Source organism: Rickettsia endosymbiont of Ixodes pacificus, from assembly GCF_000965155.1.
GTDB lineage: Bacteria > Pseudomonadota > Alphaproteobacteria > Rickettsiales > Rickettsiaceae > Rickettsia > Rickettsia tamurae.
Genome location: NZ_LAOP01000001.1, coordinates 374,937 through 392,030, shown reverse-complemented (window position 1 = coordinate 392,030; position 17,094 = coordinate 374,937). Strand labels below are relative to the sequence as shown.

Genomic DNA, 17,094 nt, shown 5'->3' with positions numbered 1-17,094 from the left:
ATTGTCATACCGCGACTTGATCGCGGTATCTCAGGATACGGTCTGTTATACAAGATCCTGTGGTCAAGCCACGGGATGACAATTGTAAAATCCAATCCCCTTTTATGTATCGATATAAGATCACCATTGAATATTTAGGTACGAATCTTGCAGGTTGGCAAAGGCAAGCAGGAGTAATGTCGGTACAGCAGATATTAGAAGAAGCGATTTATAAATTTTCCGGTGAACAGGTAATATTGTTTGGGTCAGGAAGAACGGATGCCGGTGTTCATGCTATAGGTCAAGTAGCACATTTTGATCTTTCAAAATATTTAGAACCTCACAAAATTATTACGGCTATCAACTATTTTGCAAGACCGTATGCTGTAGGAGTATGGAATTGTGAATTAGCCCCCAATAATTTTCATGCTAGGTTTTCAGCTACCTCTCGTCATTATATATATAGAATTATTAATAGACCTTATCCATCCGTAATTGATTTAAATAGAGCATGGTGGATTAGTTCACCTTTAGATATTCTAGCTATGCAAAAAGCTGCCGCTTATCTATTAGGCAAACATGATTTTACTTCATTTAGAGCTAGCTCATGTCAATCAAAATCACCGATTAAAACTTTAACTGAACTTAATATTATTAAAGAAGACGAAGAAATAAAATTATATCTTTCAGCCCCGTCATTTTTGCATCATATGGTACGTAATATTGTCGGTAGTTTAGTGCTTGTCGGTAAGAATGTTTGGCAGGCAGAGCAAATTAAAGATGTTCTAGAAGCCAAAGATAGAAAAGCCGCCGGTCCTACTGCTCCCGCCTCCGGTCTTTATTTTGTGAAAGCAGAGTATTAACAATCATAAATTTCGTCATACAATGCTTCCCTGCATAGGCATTATTACGTGGATACCACCTCGTCATTGCGAGGAAATTACGAAGTAATTGACGAAGCAATATCAGGATACTTGACGAGATTGCCACGCAGTCTACGACTGCTCGCAATGACAATCGGGTATCCCCACGTACAAAGTCCGCTCGTAATGACGTCCTAAATTAGTACACTACGACACTGTTAATAAACTATATAATTTTTCATGGATGTTAGTTAGCTTACCTATATCATTCCCACCGGCTTGAGCAAGGCTTGCTTGTCCACCTCCGCCGCTGCCGCCTAAGAATAAAGAAAGTTCTTTTGCAATTATACCTGCATTGTATTTGTCTGTTATAGCTTTACTCACCGCAACCGTAATAGATAATTTACCAATCCCCTCAGCAATATATACCACTATTAAATCTTCTAATTTTTTTGTTAAATTTTCGGCAGCCTGGCGTAATATTTTATTGTCTATATTTCCTACTTTTTTGTGTAATAGTTTTATTCCTGTTATTTGTTCAGCTTGTTTTTCAATTTGTTCTATACTTAAATCTAAACTAGCTAAATGAGTTTTTTCTAACTCTTTCTCAAGTTCTCTGTTACGCTCTAAAATATTATTAACTTTGGTAATAAGCTCATTTTTATTAGTCTTTAAACTGCTTTCTACCGATTTAAGTAAATTATCTTTTTCTCTCATTAATTTAATTACGAATTCACCGCAAACTGCTTCAATTCTGCGAACCCCTGCCGCTATAGCACTTTCGCTTGTGATTTTAAAGCAACCGATGTCACCGGTACGTCTGACATGTGTACCGCCGCATAATTCTAAAGAAGTCTCGCCCATCTTAACTACTCTTACTTCAGAGTCGTATTTCTCGCCAAACAGTGCCATAGCTCCTTGTTTGACTGCATCTTTAGTTGCCATTAATATAGTATTTACTTCATGATTATCTCTAATAATCTCATTTACTTTATTTTCGATTAAAGTGATTTCTTCATTAGTCACAGCTTTAGAATGGCTAATATCAAAGCGTAAATAAGTCGGAGCGACTAACGAACCTTTTTGTGTAACATGTTTACCAAGTACCTCGTGCAGTACTGCATGTAATATATGCGTTGCTGAGTGATGAATTCTTAAATTCTGCCTATATCTTATGTCTATACTAAAATTAGCATTCTCGCCTACGTTAATCTGCCCCTTTTTCAAAATACATTTGTGGACTATAATAGAGCCTAAATATTTTAAAGTATCTATTACTTCTACTTCAGAATCTTTTGCAAATATTGTCCCAATGTCACCCATCTGACCGCCGGACTCACCGTAAAAAGGTGTTTGGTTGCTGATTAGCAGAAATTGCGTATCTATCTCTTTTATATCATTAACTAAATTATTATCTTTAATTAATGCAATTATTTTACATTCTGCTTCATTAAGCGTATATCCTAAAAACTCCGTACTACCATGCTGCTCTTTGATATCAAACCATAGTTGATCGGTTTTGGACTCACCGGAGCCAAGCCAAGATTTTCTAGCACGTTCTTTTTGCATAAGCATTTGCTCTTCAAACCCTTTGTGATCAACGGAAATATCACGGTTTTTTAGAATATCTTCGGTTAAATCAAGCGGAAATCCGTAAGTATCGTATAGTTTAAACGCTACTTCTCCTGATAATTCATTACCTTTTGTTAGCGTTTCTGTTTCTTCGGTAAGAAGCTTTAGACCACGTTCTAATGTGGCTTTAAATCTAATTTCTTCTTGTTCTAAGATACTGCTTATAAAGCTTTCTGCTCTTTTAAGTTCAGGATAAACATTCCCCATTAAATCAACAAGTTTTGGCAGTAATTTATACATTAACGGCTCTTTGCTACCTAGCATATGAGCATGCCTCATGGATCTTCGCATAATGCGGCGAAGTACGTAACTACGCCCCTCATTTGAAGGGATAACGCCGTCAGCTATTAAAAAGCTACTTGCTCGTAAGTGGTCGGCAATAACTCGGTAAGAAAATTTAGCTTCTCCCTCTACTTTCACTTTTACTATATTTTCGGTAAAATTAATTATTTCCTGAAATAAATCTATGTCATAATTATTGTTAACATGCTGTAATACTGCCGTCATACGCTCAAGACCCATACCGGTATCGATAGATTTTTGCGGTAACTCTATTCTAGTATCTTTATCGATTTGTTCATATTGCATAAATACCATATTCCAAATCTCGATAAATCTGTCACCGTCTTCGTCCTTAGTGCCAGGTAGCCCGCCGTATATTTGTTCTCCGTGGTCATAAAAAATTTCAGAGCAAGGACCGCAAGGACCAGTATCGCCCATAGACCAAAAATTATCGTTTGTTTTAATCCTTATTATGCGATCATCCCCAAATCCTGCTATTTTTTTCCAGTAAGAAGCTGCTTCGTCATCGGTATGATAAATTGTTGCATAAAGCTTGTCTTTTGGGAGTTCAAATTCTTTAGTCAATAAATTCCAAGCGTAATATATGGCTTGTTCTTTAAAATAGTCACCGAATGAAAAATTACCTAGCATTTCAAAAAATGTGTGATGTCTTGCAGTATAACCGACATTCTCAAGGTCGTTATGTTTACCGCCGGCTCTAAGAGATTTCTGACTAGTTACCGCTTTGTTATAAGGTCTTTTTTCTTGTCCGGTAAAAACATTTTTAAATTGTACCATTCCGGAATTAACAAACATTAAGCTAGGGTCATTGTGTGGAATTAACGAGCTAGCCGGTACATGTGTATGATTATTTGCTTTAAAGTAAGTTATAAATTTACTTCTAACTTCTTCGGTGGTAAATTTAGTCATGGTAAAATATATTATTTAATGTTATGTCATTCCGGGGTGGATCATTTTTCGTCATTGCGAGGAAAATTACGCAGTAATTAACGAAGTAATCTCGTGCCAAAGTCCTGAGATTGCCACGCTCCTTATCAGTCGCTCGCAATGACGGTTCGGTATCCATGCAGAAATGACGTCCAGTATAGTAAAATACACTGAATTATGATTAAAATAAATTTATTTATGAAAAATATTTTTGATTCGATCAAATTATATTTTGTTCAATTTGCTACAAAATTAAAAATATTTTCTTTCAAAAGAAAAAAGATTGTGGTGTTACTAGGTAATAAAGGTGTATTTCTTAGTACTTTTCTCGATAATAAATTATTAGATAAATTATTTATCCCTACTCAGGAACAGATAGACTTAAATCCTTATAAAAACTTTTTTAGTAAATTTCCAAAAAGCGATATTTATTTTTTACTTGACGGCAGCGAATGTAAAACACGGCACGATCAAATACCTATATTACAGTCAATAGTTAAACTTGATCCTATTGAACAATTTATTGAAGGTTATTTTGATAAAGAAGACATTATAGCACATTGTGTTTACGAAATTACTACTATCCCAAGTGAAATTTGGTCGACTTTAATTATGTCGTGTCCATTTGAAACACCTTTAAGTGATATAATTTCATGCATTATAGATAAAAGATCGCTTGATTTAAAAGGAATTTACTTTTTAACGTTAGAGCTAAAAGTTATTATAAATAAAATAGTGCAGAATATAGAAAATGATAAATATAACGATTATTTTCAAATTTGTGTATATGCATCACAAGCTAGCGGTATAAAATTTATTATCAAACATAAAAATAATATAATAACAATTAGAAATCTTGAGTATCCATTTGATAAAACAACCGGCTATGTTCAAGGTATTATAGAACAAGAAATTAATGATTGTTTGATATTATTTAAAAACTATATAAGTAATCTTGACCAAAGAGCCTGTATAATTCTTATAGTAGATGAAGAGTTAAAATCTTTATTAGAATCAACAAATTTTGAAGATCGCCCTGTAATCTTTATACCGGTTGATAATATACTAAATAAGCAAACTCTAGAAAAAGAAAGATTTATAGATACGAATATTAGTAGGCTGTTTCTAGAATATAAGAGTTTTCCCGCTTATAATAATAATTTAAAATCAATAAAAAAACTAGTTACTATAAAGGATCTGACATTTAAATTATATAGTGCATTACTTATAATATTAATATTAGTGGTCGGTATTATCAAATATAATACAAAACAGAATTACAAAGACATAAACTCTATTAATGAAAAATATTATGCAACAAATCAAGAATATGATAGTATAAAATATAAATATCCTTATATTAAAAATACTACTAGCCTAGCTGATTTATATGTAATAGAAAAATTACTAGAAGCACCGGTGCCACTGCCGTTTGATTTACTTAAAAGGCTAATAATTACTTTAAATCCGGCTTTTAAATTAGAAGAAATTAAATGGGAATTAACAAATATAGATGATATTTTGTTAGTTTCTAAGAGGCAATTAATAATCAAATTAATACTTAAATATCATACTAATAATCTATCGGTAGATGAATCTCTAAAGATGCTAGATGATCATATGCAAAACGTAAAAAATAAATTATCTAATTTGCAGATAGATTATGTTATATATAAGGATAAAATACTTGATATATTCGGTAAGATAGTAATTCCTTTATCGGTTAATATAGTTGATGATAAGACATAACAACTGTGTCATTACTGCAAGGATACCAAGTCGTCATTGCGAGGAAATTACGTAAGTAATTGACGAAGCAATCTCAGGATATTTGATGAGATTGCCACGCTCCTTTCAGTCGCTCGCAATGACGAAAAAACTGCTCTACACTAATAAAGTAAGGTAAGCACAAAATGTTTGAAAAATATATTATGTATTTAAAGAATCTTATATTCTTTCAATTTATTATATATTTCTTCTTTATTTCCTTAACTATCTGGATAATAAAAAATTTCCAGCAAGAATACAGTAAATCTATTCTTGATAAACAAGTTTCACAAGAAAATCTAACAGAGGAAGTTTTAAAGCTTTATTCTGTCATTAACTCTAAAGAAAAAATATTAGAATCTTACAAAAAATATGTAGATTTAAGCGTGCCAAGTAGTGTGAGTTGCTTAAATTATCAAGAACTAATTCCTAAAATAAAAAGCTTAAGCAATAAATATGATTTAGTAGAACCTATAGATGTATCTATAAATTCAGTATTTTTTAAAAATAATGTTCAGGTGATTGAAGGAGAAGGTGAATCGATTCATGTAAATAATTATAGCATAAATATAAAATATGCATGTGCAGATTTTTTGACTTTTCTAAAAATATTCTCTGAAATTTATTCTTATATGCCTCCTAATACTCTTATATCTTTTGTACGAGTACGTAATGAAGAAGTGTTAACGCCTAAGAATATCTATAAACTTTCAGTAAATCACGCTCCTAATCTTATTTATGCTAAATTGATATTATATATCAGAGAATTAGCCTCAAAATAAATTACTAAAATGAATAATGCAATAGTACTTAATAACGTAAATACTAATTTATTTAAAAAAGATATTGTTAATAATTTTGTCAATAATCTTACAAAATCTACTTGCTCTACTATTGCAAATATGCTTGCTATAGATTATACGCTAAGGCTTAATTCTAAACCGGAAGCTGAAAAATATATTAATAAATGTATTTCTAGACTCAAAAATTATTTAGGTATGTGGGTTATTAACGATGATAATTTTTCCGTAGCATTAGAGTTATTTGTAATAATGATTACTTCTGAAGACGAAAATGAGCAAAATAAGAATAATATTTTAGAGCAATCACAAGATATAATAGCAGAAAATCTTGTAGAAGTTTATTTTGGAGATGAAAAAATAAATAGTACCGAAAAAGAAAAAATTAAAAATATATTTAAAACTCTTTTAAAAGAGAAGAATTTTGACAAAATAATAAATTATGCGGAATCTCACAAAAAATTATTTAAGGCTTCTATAATGTATGCAATGAAGAAATATAATAATATTGATGAAGCAACCATCTATATAAAGAAAGAATTTAATAAAATATTAGAGATGTCTTTAGCATTTACACAAAAAAGTAATATATTTAAACAAGCAACCGGAAAAATCGCCGGTGCTGTTTGTGCTTTATTAGTCGGAGCAATTAGTGTTGCGACTGCGGGAGCGGCTTTTTCTATCATAGTTGTACCGGCATCAATTTTTGCCGTCAGATATGCACCTGAACTTGGTGAAAAAATTGGAGGATTAATTTTAAATAATGATAATGCAATAAAATTAGAACAAAGCAATATAGATAAGTTTATGAAAACATTACAAAATGATAAAGAAAGTCTTCTATCTCAAGAAAAAACAAAAAACATCAAAAAAAATATTAAAGTTTCTCCTTCTCAAATAAATGCTAAATTAACTAAGAAAGTGGTTAATGAAAAACATAGATAGGGTTTTGTTGTATAAATCGATTTTTCCACTGTCACCCCGTGACTTAATCACGGGGTCCAGCTTAAAATACTAATAATTATTAGTATTTTAAATTGCTTTTCTGGATACCGTGGACAAGCCACGGTATGATAGCGAGTGCATTTTCTGAGCCATGCAACAAAGCCATAAAGCTATTTTTTACTTGAGAATATAAAATATTACTCTTATTATTATCTTTTTTAAAATCAATAAAATAACTTAATGAGAAAAGTAATAATATCCGGCATGATCGGCAACGCTTTAGAATGGTATGATTATGCATTATATGCTCAATTTGCTTATATTATAGGGCAGCATTTTTTTCCGGATTCAGAAATGCGAGAGACTTTAACTTTTGTGGTATTTGCTGCAGGCTTTGTAGTACGACCGCTCGGCGGTATTATTTTCGGTAATATCGGTGATAGATTCGGTAGACGTACTGCTTTGGTGATGGGTATTATAACTATGGCAATACCGACTGCCGGAATAGGTCTCTTACCAAGTTATAAAACTATTGGAATTGCCGCTCCTATTATTTTAACTATTATCAGACTCATACAAGGTTTTTCTTTAGGAGGGGAATTTAGCGGTTGTATTTCGTATATTGTAGAACATGCTTCGTTCGAGCAGCGAGGACTTGCGGGGAGTAGCTCATTCGTTAGTATGTGCGGCGGTATGCTGCTTGGACTTGGTACAGCAGCCGGTTTTTCTTATTTTATGCCTGCCGATATGCTATTTGAATGGGGTTGGAGGATACCTTTTATTGCCGGTTTATTTATTAGCTCCGTAGGTTTATATATTAGAAAAAACCTAGCAGAAAGTCCTATTTATAAAAAAGCTAACGAAACAGGACGTTTAGCACGTTTTCCTTTACGAGAAACATTAACAAAATACCCAAAAGAACTAGTTATCGCACTTGGTCTTTATATTACCGTAACTGCTCCTTTTTATACTTCTACGGTTTTTATCGGTAATTTTATGCAAACACTCGGTTATACTAATCAGCAAAGCACAATTGTTAGTAGTATAATATTAATCGTAATGATGATAGTATTTCCTATATCTGCGTATGTTTCGGATAAGGTGGGGCGGCGTCCTGTACTAATATGGGGGATTATCTTGTTAATTTTATCAGTCTATCCTATTTTTGTAGCCTTAGGATCGATGAATTTTACTTTAGCTATAATATCTCAAGTAATATTTGCCGGAGTTATTAGCATTTATATGGGACCTATCCCAACGGTTTTAGTAGAGATATTTCCGACTAGCATAAGATTTACCGGTGTTGCACTTTCATACAACCTTGCAGCTGCTATATTTGGCGGTACTGCTCCAATGTTAGCAATGATATTAACGAAAGTTACCGGAGACAATTATGCTATTGCATATTATTTAATTGCACTTGCCTTGTTATCTTCTATAATCCTAAAATTCTATAAAGAAACTTATAAAAAGAATTTGGTAAACTAGGTTCTGTGTATAAAATTTAAAATATTTTTGTGCGAAAATTAATAAGATTTTTGCAGGAATAGCAGTTCCTATTTCAAAAAAATCTTATAATTTGCAGTTAAAAAGAGCTAAAATAGATTAATTTAAATTTAATATACAGAACCTTATATGAGCGAAGTTTTTGAAGTACCAAACGGTGAAAGCAAGGTTTTACTCCATTGTTGTTGTGCTCCTTGTGTTGGCCCTTTAATGGAAAAAATGATCGATACCGGCATTAAGTTTACACTTTTTTTCTACAATCCTAATATTCATCCTAAAAAAGAATATGAGCTTCGTAAAAACGAAAATATTAAGTTTGCCGAGAAACATAATATAGAATTTATCGATGCGGATTACGATCCACAAAATTGGTTTAGAAGAGCTAAAGGGATGGAGTTTGAGCCTGAACGAGGTAAACGCTGCACAATGTGTTTTGATATGCGTTTCGAGCGTACGGCTTTATATGCTTATGAAAACGGCTTTAAGGTTATAACTAGCTCGCTTGGTATTTCTAGATGGAAAGATATGAACCAAATTAATGAATCAGGAACTAGGGCTGCGTCTCATTATGAAGGGGTGACCTATTGGACTTATAATTGGCGTAAAGACGGCGGTGCTAGCAGAATGTACGAAATTGCCAAAGAAGAGAACTTTTATAAACAAGAATTTTGCGGCTGTGTTTATTCTTTCCGTGATACTAACGATTGGCGAGTAGCAAACAATCGCCCTAAGATCGAGATCGGCAAGGAGTATTATTAAGATTTCTGTGTTATGTGTCATACCGCGACTTGATCGCGGTATCCATTTAAATATACAAATAATTTATATTGATTTTATTAGATACTGCGATCAAGTCGCGGTATGACAATGCATTTTTTATGAAAAAACTATCATTTCAGCAAATTATACTAGCTTTGCAAAATTACTGGCAGGATTACGGTTGTGCAATATTGCAGCCTTACGATGCCCATGTCGGAGCCGGTACGTTTCACCCTGCAACTGTGCTTCGCTGCCTTGGTACCAAACCTTGGTCTGTTACATATGTTCAGCCATCAAGAAGACCAGGGGATAGCAGGTATGGCATGCATCCTAATAGAATGCAACATTATTATCAATTTCAGGTTATCTTAAAACCCTCGCCGGATAATATTCAAGAGCTATATCTTAAAAGTTTAGAATGTTTAGGCATAGATTTAAAAATTCATGATATCAGATTTGTTGAAGATGATTGGGAGTCGCCAACCTTAGGTGCTGCCGGGCTTGGCTGGGAAGTATGGTGTAACGGTATGGAAGTATCGCAATTTACTTATATGCAGCAAATCGGCGGTATTGAATGCCGTCCCGTTGCCGGTGAAATCACTTATGGACTCGAGAGGCTTGCTTTATATATTCAAGGTGTTGATGAAGTAAAAGAGCTTGATTGGAACGGGCAAGTAGGCGAAAAAGCTTTAAAATACGGTGAAGTGGATTTCGAAGCTGAACGGCAATTTTCAAAATATAATTTAGAGCTTGCCGATAGTGAAATGTTACTGCGACATTTCAAGGATAGCGAAGAACAGTGTGAGAGATTAATTAAAGCTAATTTACCTATGCCGGCTTATGATGAATGCCTTAAGGCAAGTCATGCATTTAATCAACTAAATGCATTAGGTGTGATTAGTGTAACTGAGCGTGCTTCTTATGTTTTAAGAGTACGTCATTTAGCTAGAATTTGTTGTATAAAATGGTTGGAGTTAAGTGGTGAGTGAATTATTATTAGAGTTATTTAGTGAAGAAATACCTGCATTAATGCAAAAAAATGCTGAAGAGGGTTATTTAAACATATTCACGAAAATTTTTGAAGAAAACGAAATATTTGCAAAAGTACAAGTATTTGCAGGGCCTCGTAGAATAACGTTGCATGCTACTCACTTGCCGAAAGTAACGTTATCAAAAGAACTCGAGATTAAAGGGCCTAGCACGGAAGCACCGGAAGCTGCTATTAACGGTTTTTGTAAAGCTCATAATGTTAGTAAATTAGAGCTTTCTACTAAATTAATTAATAATCAGCTATATTATTTCTTTGTCAAAAAAACAGAAGAAAGAGAAATAAAAGAGATTTTGCCGGAGATTATTATAGAGGCTATTAATAAATATAGCTGGGCAAAATCGATGTTTTGGGGCAATTACAAAATAAAATGGATTAGACCGTTACGAAATATTTTATGTATATTTGACGGTGAAGTACTACCACTGCAATTTGGGCATTTAACCGCTAATAATATTACGTACGGGCATCGTCTTACTGATAATAAAAAATTAGAAGTAACAGATTTTGAAGATTATAGAAATAAGCTTTTAGAAAATCATGTTATTTTAGAGAGAACAAAGAGAGAAGAAGTAATTAAAACCGGTTTACTGGAACGGGCAAATTCTCATAATCTAAACATAAAAGAAGATAATCGTTTAATCGAAGAAGTAGCAGGGCTTAGTGAATTTCCCATTGTGTTACTTGGAAAAATCCCACAAAAATTTTTAGAGTTACCTAAAGAAGTACTTATTTCTTCGATGCGTACGCATCAGAAATATTTTTGTTTATTTGATAAAACAGGAAATTTCGCACCGTATTTTCTCTTTGTCAGTAATGGTAGATTTGCAAATGCTGACCTCGTTATTAAAGGTAACGAAAAAGTACTATCTGCACGTCTTTCGGATGCTTTATATTTTTATAAGCAGGATATAGCTAAAACTTTAGAATCAAGATTAGGCAAATTAGAAGCTGTAACATTTCATGCAGAACTTGGTAATTTAAGAGAAAAAGTGGAGCGTATAACTAAAATTTGTAAGCATATAGCTCCAAATAATAAAGATTTAATTACGGCAGCGAAACTTTGCAAAAGTGACCTTGTTTCCGAGATGGTCGGAGAATTTCCTGAGTTGCAAGGTATTATGGGTTATTATTATGCAAAGCATGAAGGGTTAAATGAAGAAGTAGCCACAGCAATTAAAGACCATTATAAACCTCAAGGACTTAATGATAATGTACCGAGCGGAAATGCTGCTTTGCTTGCTTTAGCCGATAAGCTAGATAGTTTAGTAGGTTTGATGATAGCAGGCGAAGCTCCGACAGGCTCAGGTGATCCATATGCCTTAAGACGTCAAGCTCTTGGTATAATAAGAATAATACTTGAGAATAAATTAGAATTACATTTAAATAGCTTAATTAATTTTTCTATAAACTTATATAAAGATTCATCTGATAAAAATAAGGATTTAATAATATCTTTCTTTGAAGAAAGAGTAAAATTTTACTTTAAAAATGACTATGATATTGCGTTAATTAATGCAGTTCTTGATTTAAATTTAGTGGATACAAAATTTAAGCTTGATGCGTTAAAAGAATTTTTAATAGAAGATGCAGGAAGGCAATTATTAAACGCTTACAGACGAGCTAGCAATATAATTGATGGTCAGAAAATTACCGGCTTAGTTGATGCAAGTCTCTTTATTACACAACCTGAAAAAGAATTATTTGAAGTAATCCAAAAAATTTCTCCGCAAATTATAGATAGTATAGCTGATAAAGATTATAAGAGAGCCTTAAATTTATTATCATCTCTATTAACTCCGATTACTAGCTTTTTTGATAATGTACTCGTTAATGACTCTGATTCAAAGATCGCTCAAAATCGTTTATCGTTATTACAAAATACTTGTGAATTATTCCATAAAATAGCTAAGTTTAACCGCTTATGATCAAACTTTCCTATGTCATTCCCGCAAAAGCGGGAATGACATAAATAAGCCATGCAACAACGCCGCTTTTAGCTAGGAATGACATCAAGAAGCAGATATAACAAAACCAAAATAACTAAATTAATGATCAGTAAAGCCGTTGAATATATAAAATCAGGTAAAGTGGTTGTTTTGCCAACTGAAACAGTCTATGGGATTGGAGCGGATGCTACAAATAATGAGGCATGTTTAAAGATTTTTCAGTTCAAAAATCGTCCTGCTATTAACCCGCTTATCGTGCATGTCGCATCCATAGAGCAAGCAAAAGAAATAGGGGAGTTTAACGATTTAGCTACAAAAATAGCAGAAAAATTTTGGCCTGGACCGTTATCTATAGTTGTCCCTTTAAAAGTGAATGCAAATATTGCTCCTAGCGTAACGGTAGGGCTTAATACAATAGCGATTCGAATGCCGTCTTATCCACTAGCATTAGAGCTTATCAGACAATCAGGCTTACCTATAGCTGCCCCAAGTGCTAACCCCTCAAACTATATTAGTCCGACTAACGTCGAGCATGTTACAAAACATTTTTCAGAAAACGCAGAAATCTTTATTTTAGCACCTGAAATTTATCAATCTGAATATGGGCTAGAGTCAACGATAATCGATACAACAACTGTTACTCCTACTATTCTTAGAGAAGGGTTTATAACTGCTGAAATTTTAGAAGAAGTACTAGGGGTAAAAGTTTTAAAAGCATCAGAGACAAGTACTATAAAAGCTCCGGGAATGCTTGCTAAACACTATTCACCAAAAGTACCGGTTAGGCTAAATGCTATAAATTTAGAGGATAAAGAAATCGGATTAAATTTTGGCAATAGTAATCTTACGGGAAAATTTTCGTTAAATTTAAGTGCCAAAGGTAATCTTATAGAAGCTGCTGCAAATCTTTATGCTTATTTAAGAATTCTTGACGATTATGCTGCAGCTCATGATGTAAGCAGTATAGCAGTTGCTCCGATACCTCAAGTGAATATAGGGGCTGCAATTAATGATCGCCTAAAACGTGCTGCAAAATCATAAATTTCGGCGTTCTATTCGCCTTAATAGCTTTTTTATGATATTTGGTCATTACATAGTTATCGTGCGGTTTTAAATAATCATTTTTATTTATAATTTCAAAATTACCGTTCTGCTGTATTAACTCTATTGCTTCATAAAAATAATTTTCGATATTGGAAGCAAATACTAAATTACCGTTGTCTTTTAGCTTATCTTGTGAAACCTTAAGTCGTTCTTTATTGAAAATACGTTTCTTTTTTTGTTTATTTTTTATCCATGGATCAGGAAATAAAATATAAATTCCATCAAGGCTATTACTTGGTATCTCATTTAATATTAAATCCAAATTATTAGGGAATAATAAAAAATTCGTGATATTATGTTCACCCGCAAGTTTTAAAACATTTACAACTCCGTTTAAATATACCTCTACCCCAATAAAAAGTGCATTAGGATTCATTTTAGCTTGATTAATGAAATGCTCACCATACCAAAGCCTATCTCAAGAAATACTTTACGTTTTTCATTTACAAGCTTTTCTTTAGAAAATAAATATTTTGGTAGTTCGTTATCTAATAAATTCTGTTGCACTCCTGACAAGTTTTTACCGATGCGTCTTGCGTATGACCTATTCAAATTGATAGGAGAAAATAATATTACCCTACTGTAACCTTGTAGGTCCCTGTAAACATTTTCAATATTATAACCCTGATCTAAGAAAATTTGAGTTACCGCTTCTTCCTGTTTAAACCCTATTTCTAATATAATCTTACCGTTTGGTTTTAAGAATTGTTTGGCATTTCCGGCGATTGTTTTATAACACTGTAAGCCGTCTTCTTCAGCAAATAAAGCAATAGACGGTTCATAATTGATTGTTTCAATTGCGATCTCTGATTTTTCGCTGTGAGATATATAGGGTGGGTTGCTAACTATAAGATCAAATTTTTGCTTTCCTAGATTTTCAAACCAATCACTATGAATAACTTGCAAACGATCCATTACCTCATATTTTGCCGCATTACTTTTGATAATTTCTATAGCATCAAGACTTATATCGGTCGCAATTACATTAGCATTCGGTAACTCACATAATAGGCTTATAGCAATACAGCCGCTACCTGTCCCAAGTTCTAGGATTTTTGTGTATTCGTCATTGCGAGAAGACGCCATAGGCGTCGACGAAGCAATCTCAGGCAAAATCCCTGAGATTGCCACGCTCCTTTCAGTCGCTCGCAATGACGGTTTGAGTAACCCTAGAACTATTCTCACCAAAACTTCAGTATCGCTTCTTGGAATTAATACATGTTTATTAACAATAAATTCACGTGAGTAAAATTCTTTAACACCTGTAATATACGCTATCGGTTCATGCTTTAATCTTCTCTCTAACAGTTTTTCAAAAGCTTCTATCTCGGCTTCATTTAACTGCTCATCAAGATTAATAAGCAAATACTCAATAGGTTTATTTATAACATGCCGTAGTAAAATTCGTGCTTCTAATTGCGGCGAACTAATACCGATTTTATTTAATTTATCTGTAGCATTACTAAGAATTTGCTTTATAGAACATTGCATGGAAAGTTTTATTTTCTGCCAAAATTTTTCATTTCTAAAATCTCATCTACACTACCTAACGGTACTCGTTTTTTAAGTTCGGTAAATTCACTAAATATGTTAGAAGATTTATTATCAGTTATAATCTCCCCATATCCCTTGGCAGCTCACAAGAAAATTCCATAATCTCATTACTAGTCGGATGAGTAAAACTTAAATACCAAGAATGTAGGGCTTGACGCTTAAAATCAATTAATTTTGCTTTTAGTTCAGGGGGAGAATGAGCAATTTTTCGGTCGTTATTGCCATAAGTTTGATCGCCGACTACCGAATGTTTTAAATGGCTTAGCTGTACTCTAATTTGATGAGTTCTGCCCGTACTAAGCTTGCACTCTACCATACTAATAGTACCGCTGTAAAACAATTCTAGAGTCTTGTAATGCGTAACGGCTTCTTTACCGCCATATTTTAATATGGTCATTTTTTGACGATCGCTTCGGCTACGACCGATATTATTCTTAATGACTCCTTCTAGCGGATTAATTACTCCCCACACTAACGCTTTATATTTCCGTATTACCTGTCTTTGCTCTATCTGATTTGCAAGCAACATATGTGCTTTATTATTTTTAGCAACTACCATCAAACCGGTAGTGTCCTTATCTAAACGATGTACTATCCCGGGTCTTTCTGATGAACCGATATCCGATAAATTCTTCGTATGATAAAGTAATGCATTAACAAGTGTATCATCATGATGCCCTGCTCCAGGATGTACCGTCATACCTGCAGCTTTGTTAATTACTATCAAATCATCATCTTCGTAAATTATATTAAGTGCTATATTTGCTGCTGCAATTTTTAGCTCTTCAGGTTCTTTAAAAGAAAATAATATAACATCATTCTCCTTGACCAAAACATCAGGATCAGAAATAATTACATCATTAACTTGTACGCAAGAACTTTTAATAGATTTTTGAATTTGGTTTCTAGAAACATTTTCAAGAAGTTGTGATAAAGCTTTATCAAGTCTTATATTATTTAGTTCGTTCGGTACATTATATGCTAACATATGTTATTTTAAGATAATGAATAATACGCTTAAATGGTTAAGTGCAATCGGTGTTGAATATTATTGCCATGAACATCCACCGAAATTAAAAGTGAGTAATAATACCAAGCTAACTGAAAAGCCACAAGTAAAACTTATGCCTACAAAAGAAACTGCATTCAATATGAATAGAAATCTTTCCAAATTTAAAGGAGACACGGAACACAGAACCACAGCGTACACAAGCGTACGTGAGGATTCGAGTACCGGATCGACGTATAAATTACCTCTAGAAGTAGAGTTTGGGAAGATTTCTAATGATAAAGTTCATGATAATATAACCCTAGCAAGATCTCTTGCCGATAAAGCTAATAATATCGAAGAACTAAAAGAATCTCTACTAAATTTTAATGGTTGTGAACTTAAGAAATTTGCTACTAATACGGTTTTCGGTGACGGTAATTTGGAAGCTAAAATTATGTTAATAGGCGAAGCCCCGGGAAGTATCGAAGATTTAAAAGGCATACCTTTTTGCGGTGAAAGTGGCAATTTACTTGATAATATGCTGCACGCTATCGGAATTTCACGAAAAAATAACGCTTATATTACGAATACGGTATTTTGGCGTCCTCCTGCTAATAGACAACCGACACTCGAAGAAGTCGATATTTGTAGACCTTTCGTTGAGAAGCATATCGCTCTTATTAACCCGAAGCTAATTATTCTAGTCGGTAGCACGGCTGCAACTAGCTTACTTGGAAAAAATTCAGGTATTACTAAAATTAGACAAGAATATTATTTTTATACCAATAAATATCTATCCGCTCCTATTCAAACTACGGCAATCTTCCACCCTGCCTATCTATTACGCCAACCTATGCAAAAACGAACCTCTTGGTATGATTTACTCAAGATTAAGGAGTATTTAGTAAATAATAGACTTCTTGCATAACTTGTACATTAATCTCGTACTCACAGTTTCACGTACTTT

At 33.2% G+C, this 17,094-nt stretch carries 11 protein-coding genes and 4 pseudogenes; 11 read left to right on the top strand and 4 right to left on the bottom strand.

Annotated elements, in window-relative coordinates:
- Window positions 1–104 precede the first annotated feature (104 nt).
- A complete protein-coding gene (gene truA / locus REIP_RS02130) occupies window positions 105–842 on the top strand; it encodes a tRNA pseudouridine(38-40) synthase TruA (protein WP_045803707.1) in 738 nt (245 codons plus the stop codon).
- A 207-nt stretch (window positions 843–1,049) separates the two neighbouring features.
- Here the strand turns inward: truA and alaS are convergent, their stop codons facing one another.
- A complete protein-coding gene (gene alaS, locus REIP_RS02125; RefSeq protein ID WP_045803706.1) occupies window positions 1,050–3,686 on the bottom strand; it encodes an alanine--tRNA ligase in 2,637 nt (878 codons plus the stop codon).
- A gap of 195 nt (window positions 3,687–3,881) precedes the next feature.
- On the opposite strand from alaS, the gene REIP_RS02120 reads away from it, so the two are divergent.
- From REIP_RS02120 to REIP_RS02085, 8 genes are all read left to right on the top strand, one after another.
- The gene (locus REIP_RS02120) at window positions 3,882–5,453 is read left to right on the top strand and encodes a hypothetical protein (RefSeq protein ID WP_045803705.1); all 1,572 of its coding nucleotides are present in this window, start codon (window positions 3,882–3,884) and stop codon (window positions 5,451–5,453) included.
- Window positions 5,454–5,617: 164 nt separating this feature from the next.
- Window positions 5,618–6,253, top strand: coding sequence for a hypothetical protein (locus REIP_RS02115; protein WP_045803704.1), 636 nt, complete (start codon window positions 5,618–5,620; stop codon window positions 6,251–6,253).
- Window positions 6,254–6,262: 9 nt separating this feature from the next.
- Window positions 6,263–7,216 (top strand): RP853 family protein, encoded by a 954-nt coding sequence (locus tag REIP_RS02110; RefSeq protein ID WP_045803703.1) that lies wholly within the window; start codon window positions 6,263–6,265, stop codon window positions 7,214–7,216.
- Between the two features lie 240 nt (window positions 7,217–7,456).
- Window positions 7,457–8,704: a metabolite/H+ symporter gene (locus REIP_RS02105; protein ID WP_045803702.1), complete on the top strand. Its 1,248-nt coding sequence runs from the start codon at window positions 7,457–7,459 to the stop codon at window positions 8,702–8,704.
- 147 nt (window positions 8,705–8,851) lie between these two features.
- Window positions 8,852–9,481: an epoxyqueuosine reductase QueH gene (locus REIP_RS02100; protein ID WP_045803701.1), complete on the top strand. Its 630-nt coding sequence runs from the start codon at window positions 8,852–8,854 to the stop codon at window positions 9,479–9,481.
- Between the two features lie 119 nt (window positions 9,482–9,600).
- On the top strand, window positions 9,601–10,470 hold the full coding sequence (locus tag REIP_RS02095) for a glycine--tRNA ligase subunit alpha (RefSeq protein ID WP_045803700.1): 870 nt from the start codon (window positions 9,601–9,603) through the stop codon (window positions 10,468–10,470).
- Window positions 10,463–12,457, top strand: coding sequence for a glycine--tRNA ligase subunit beta (gene glyS, locus REIP_RS02090; protein WP_045803699.1), 1,995 nt, complete (start codon window positions 10,463–10,465; stop codon window positions 12,455–12,457). The genes REIP_RS02095 and glyS overlap by 8 nt, the downstream gene beginning before the upstream one ends.
- 78 nt (window positions 12,458–12,535) lie before the next feature.
- A complete protein-coding gene (locus tag REIP_RS02085) occupies window positions 12,536–13,519 on the top strand; it encodes an L-threonylcarbamoyladenylate synthase (RefSeq protein ID WP_269429003.1) in 984 nt (327 codons plus the stop codon).
- On the opposite strand, the pseudogene trmB reads toward REIP_RS02085, so the two are convergent.
- From trmB to REIP_RS02075, 3 genes and pseudogenes are all read right to left on the bottom strand, one after another.
- Window positions 13,485–15,073: pseudogene (gene trmB, locus REIP_RS02080) on the bottom strand (bifunctional peptide chain release factor N(5)-glutamine methyltransferase PrmC/tRNA (guanosine(46)-N7)-methyltransferase TrmB). The gene REIP_RS02085 and the pseudogene trmB overlap by 35 nt on opposite strands.
- 8 nt (window positions 15,074–15,081) lie before the next feature.
- Window positions 15,082–15,177, bottom strand: a pseudogene (locus REIP_RS13325) (type II toxin-antitoxin system prevent-host-death family antitoxin); the annotation flags it as partial.
- Between the two features lie 14 nt (window positions 15,178–15,191).
- Complete coding sequence (locus REIP_RS02075; protein ID WP_045803698.1) at window positions 15,192–16,124, bottom strand: RluA family pseudouridine synthase; 933 nt, start codon at window positions 16,122–16,124, stop codon at window positions 15,192–15,194.
- 16 nt (window positions 16,125–16,140) lie between these two features.
- Here REIP_RS02075 and REIP_RS13320 point away from each other — a divergent pair.
- Both REIP_RS13320 and REIP_RS02070 read left to right on the top strand, forming a co-directional pair.
- Window positions 16,141–16,290 (top strand): annotated as a pseudogene (locus REIP_RS13320) (uracil-DNA glycosylase); the annotation flags it as partial.
- 129 nt (window positions 16,291–16,419) lie between these two features.
- Window positions 16,420–17,055: pseudogene (locus tag REIP_RS02070) on the top strand (uracil-DNA glycosylase family protein); the annotation flags it as partial.
- Window positions 17,056–17,094: the final 39 nt, after the last annotated feature.

Coding starts and splice junctions, on each gene's coding strand:
- REIP_RS02115 (WP_045803704.1), top strand. CDS start 5,618: ATGTTTGAAAAATATATTATGTATTTAAAGAATCTTATATTCTTTCAA.
- REIP_RS02120 (WP_045803705.1), top strand. CDS start 3,882: ATGATTAAAATAAATTTATTTATGAAAAATATTTTTGATTCGATCAAA.
- truA (WP_045803707.1), top strand. CDS start 105: ATGTATCGATATAAGATCACCATTGAATATTTAGGTACGAATCTTGCA.
- REIP_RS02095 (WP_045803700.1), top strand. CDS start 9,601: ATGAAAAAACTATCATTTCAGCAAATTATACTAGCTTTGCAAAATTAC.
- REIP_RS02075 (WP_045803698.1), bottom strand. CDS start 16,124: ATGTTAGCATATAATGTACCGAACGAACTAAATAATATAAGACTTGAT.
- alaS (WP_045803706.1), bottom strand. CDS start 3,686: ATGACTAAATTTACCACCGAAGAAGTTAGAAGTAAATTTATAACTTAC.
- REIP_RS02085 (WP_269429003.1), top strand. CDS start 12,536: ATGACATCAAGAAGCAGATATAACAAAACCAAAATAACTAAATTAATG.
- REIP_RS02100 (WP_045803701.1), top strand. CDS start 8,852: ATGAGCGAAGTTTTTGAAGTACCAAACGGTGAAAGCAAGGTTTTACTC.
- REIP_RS02110 (WP_045803703.1), top strand. CDS start 6,263: ATGAATAATGCAATAGTACTTAATAACGTAAATACTAATTTATTTAAA.
- REIP_RS02105 (WP_045803702.1), top strand. CDS start 7,457: ATGAGAAAAGTAATAATATCCGGCATGATCGGCAACGCTTTAGAATGG.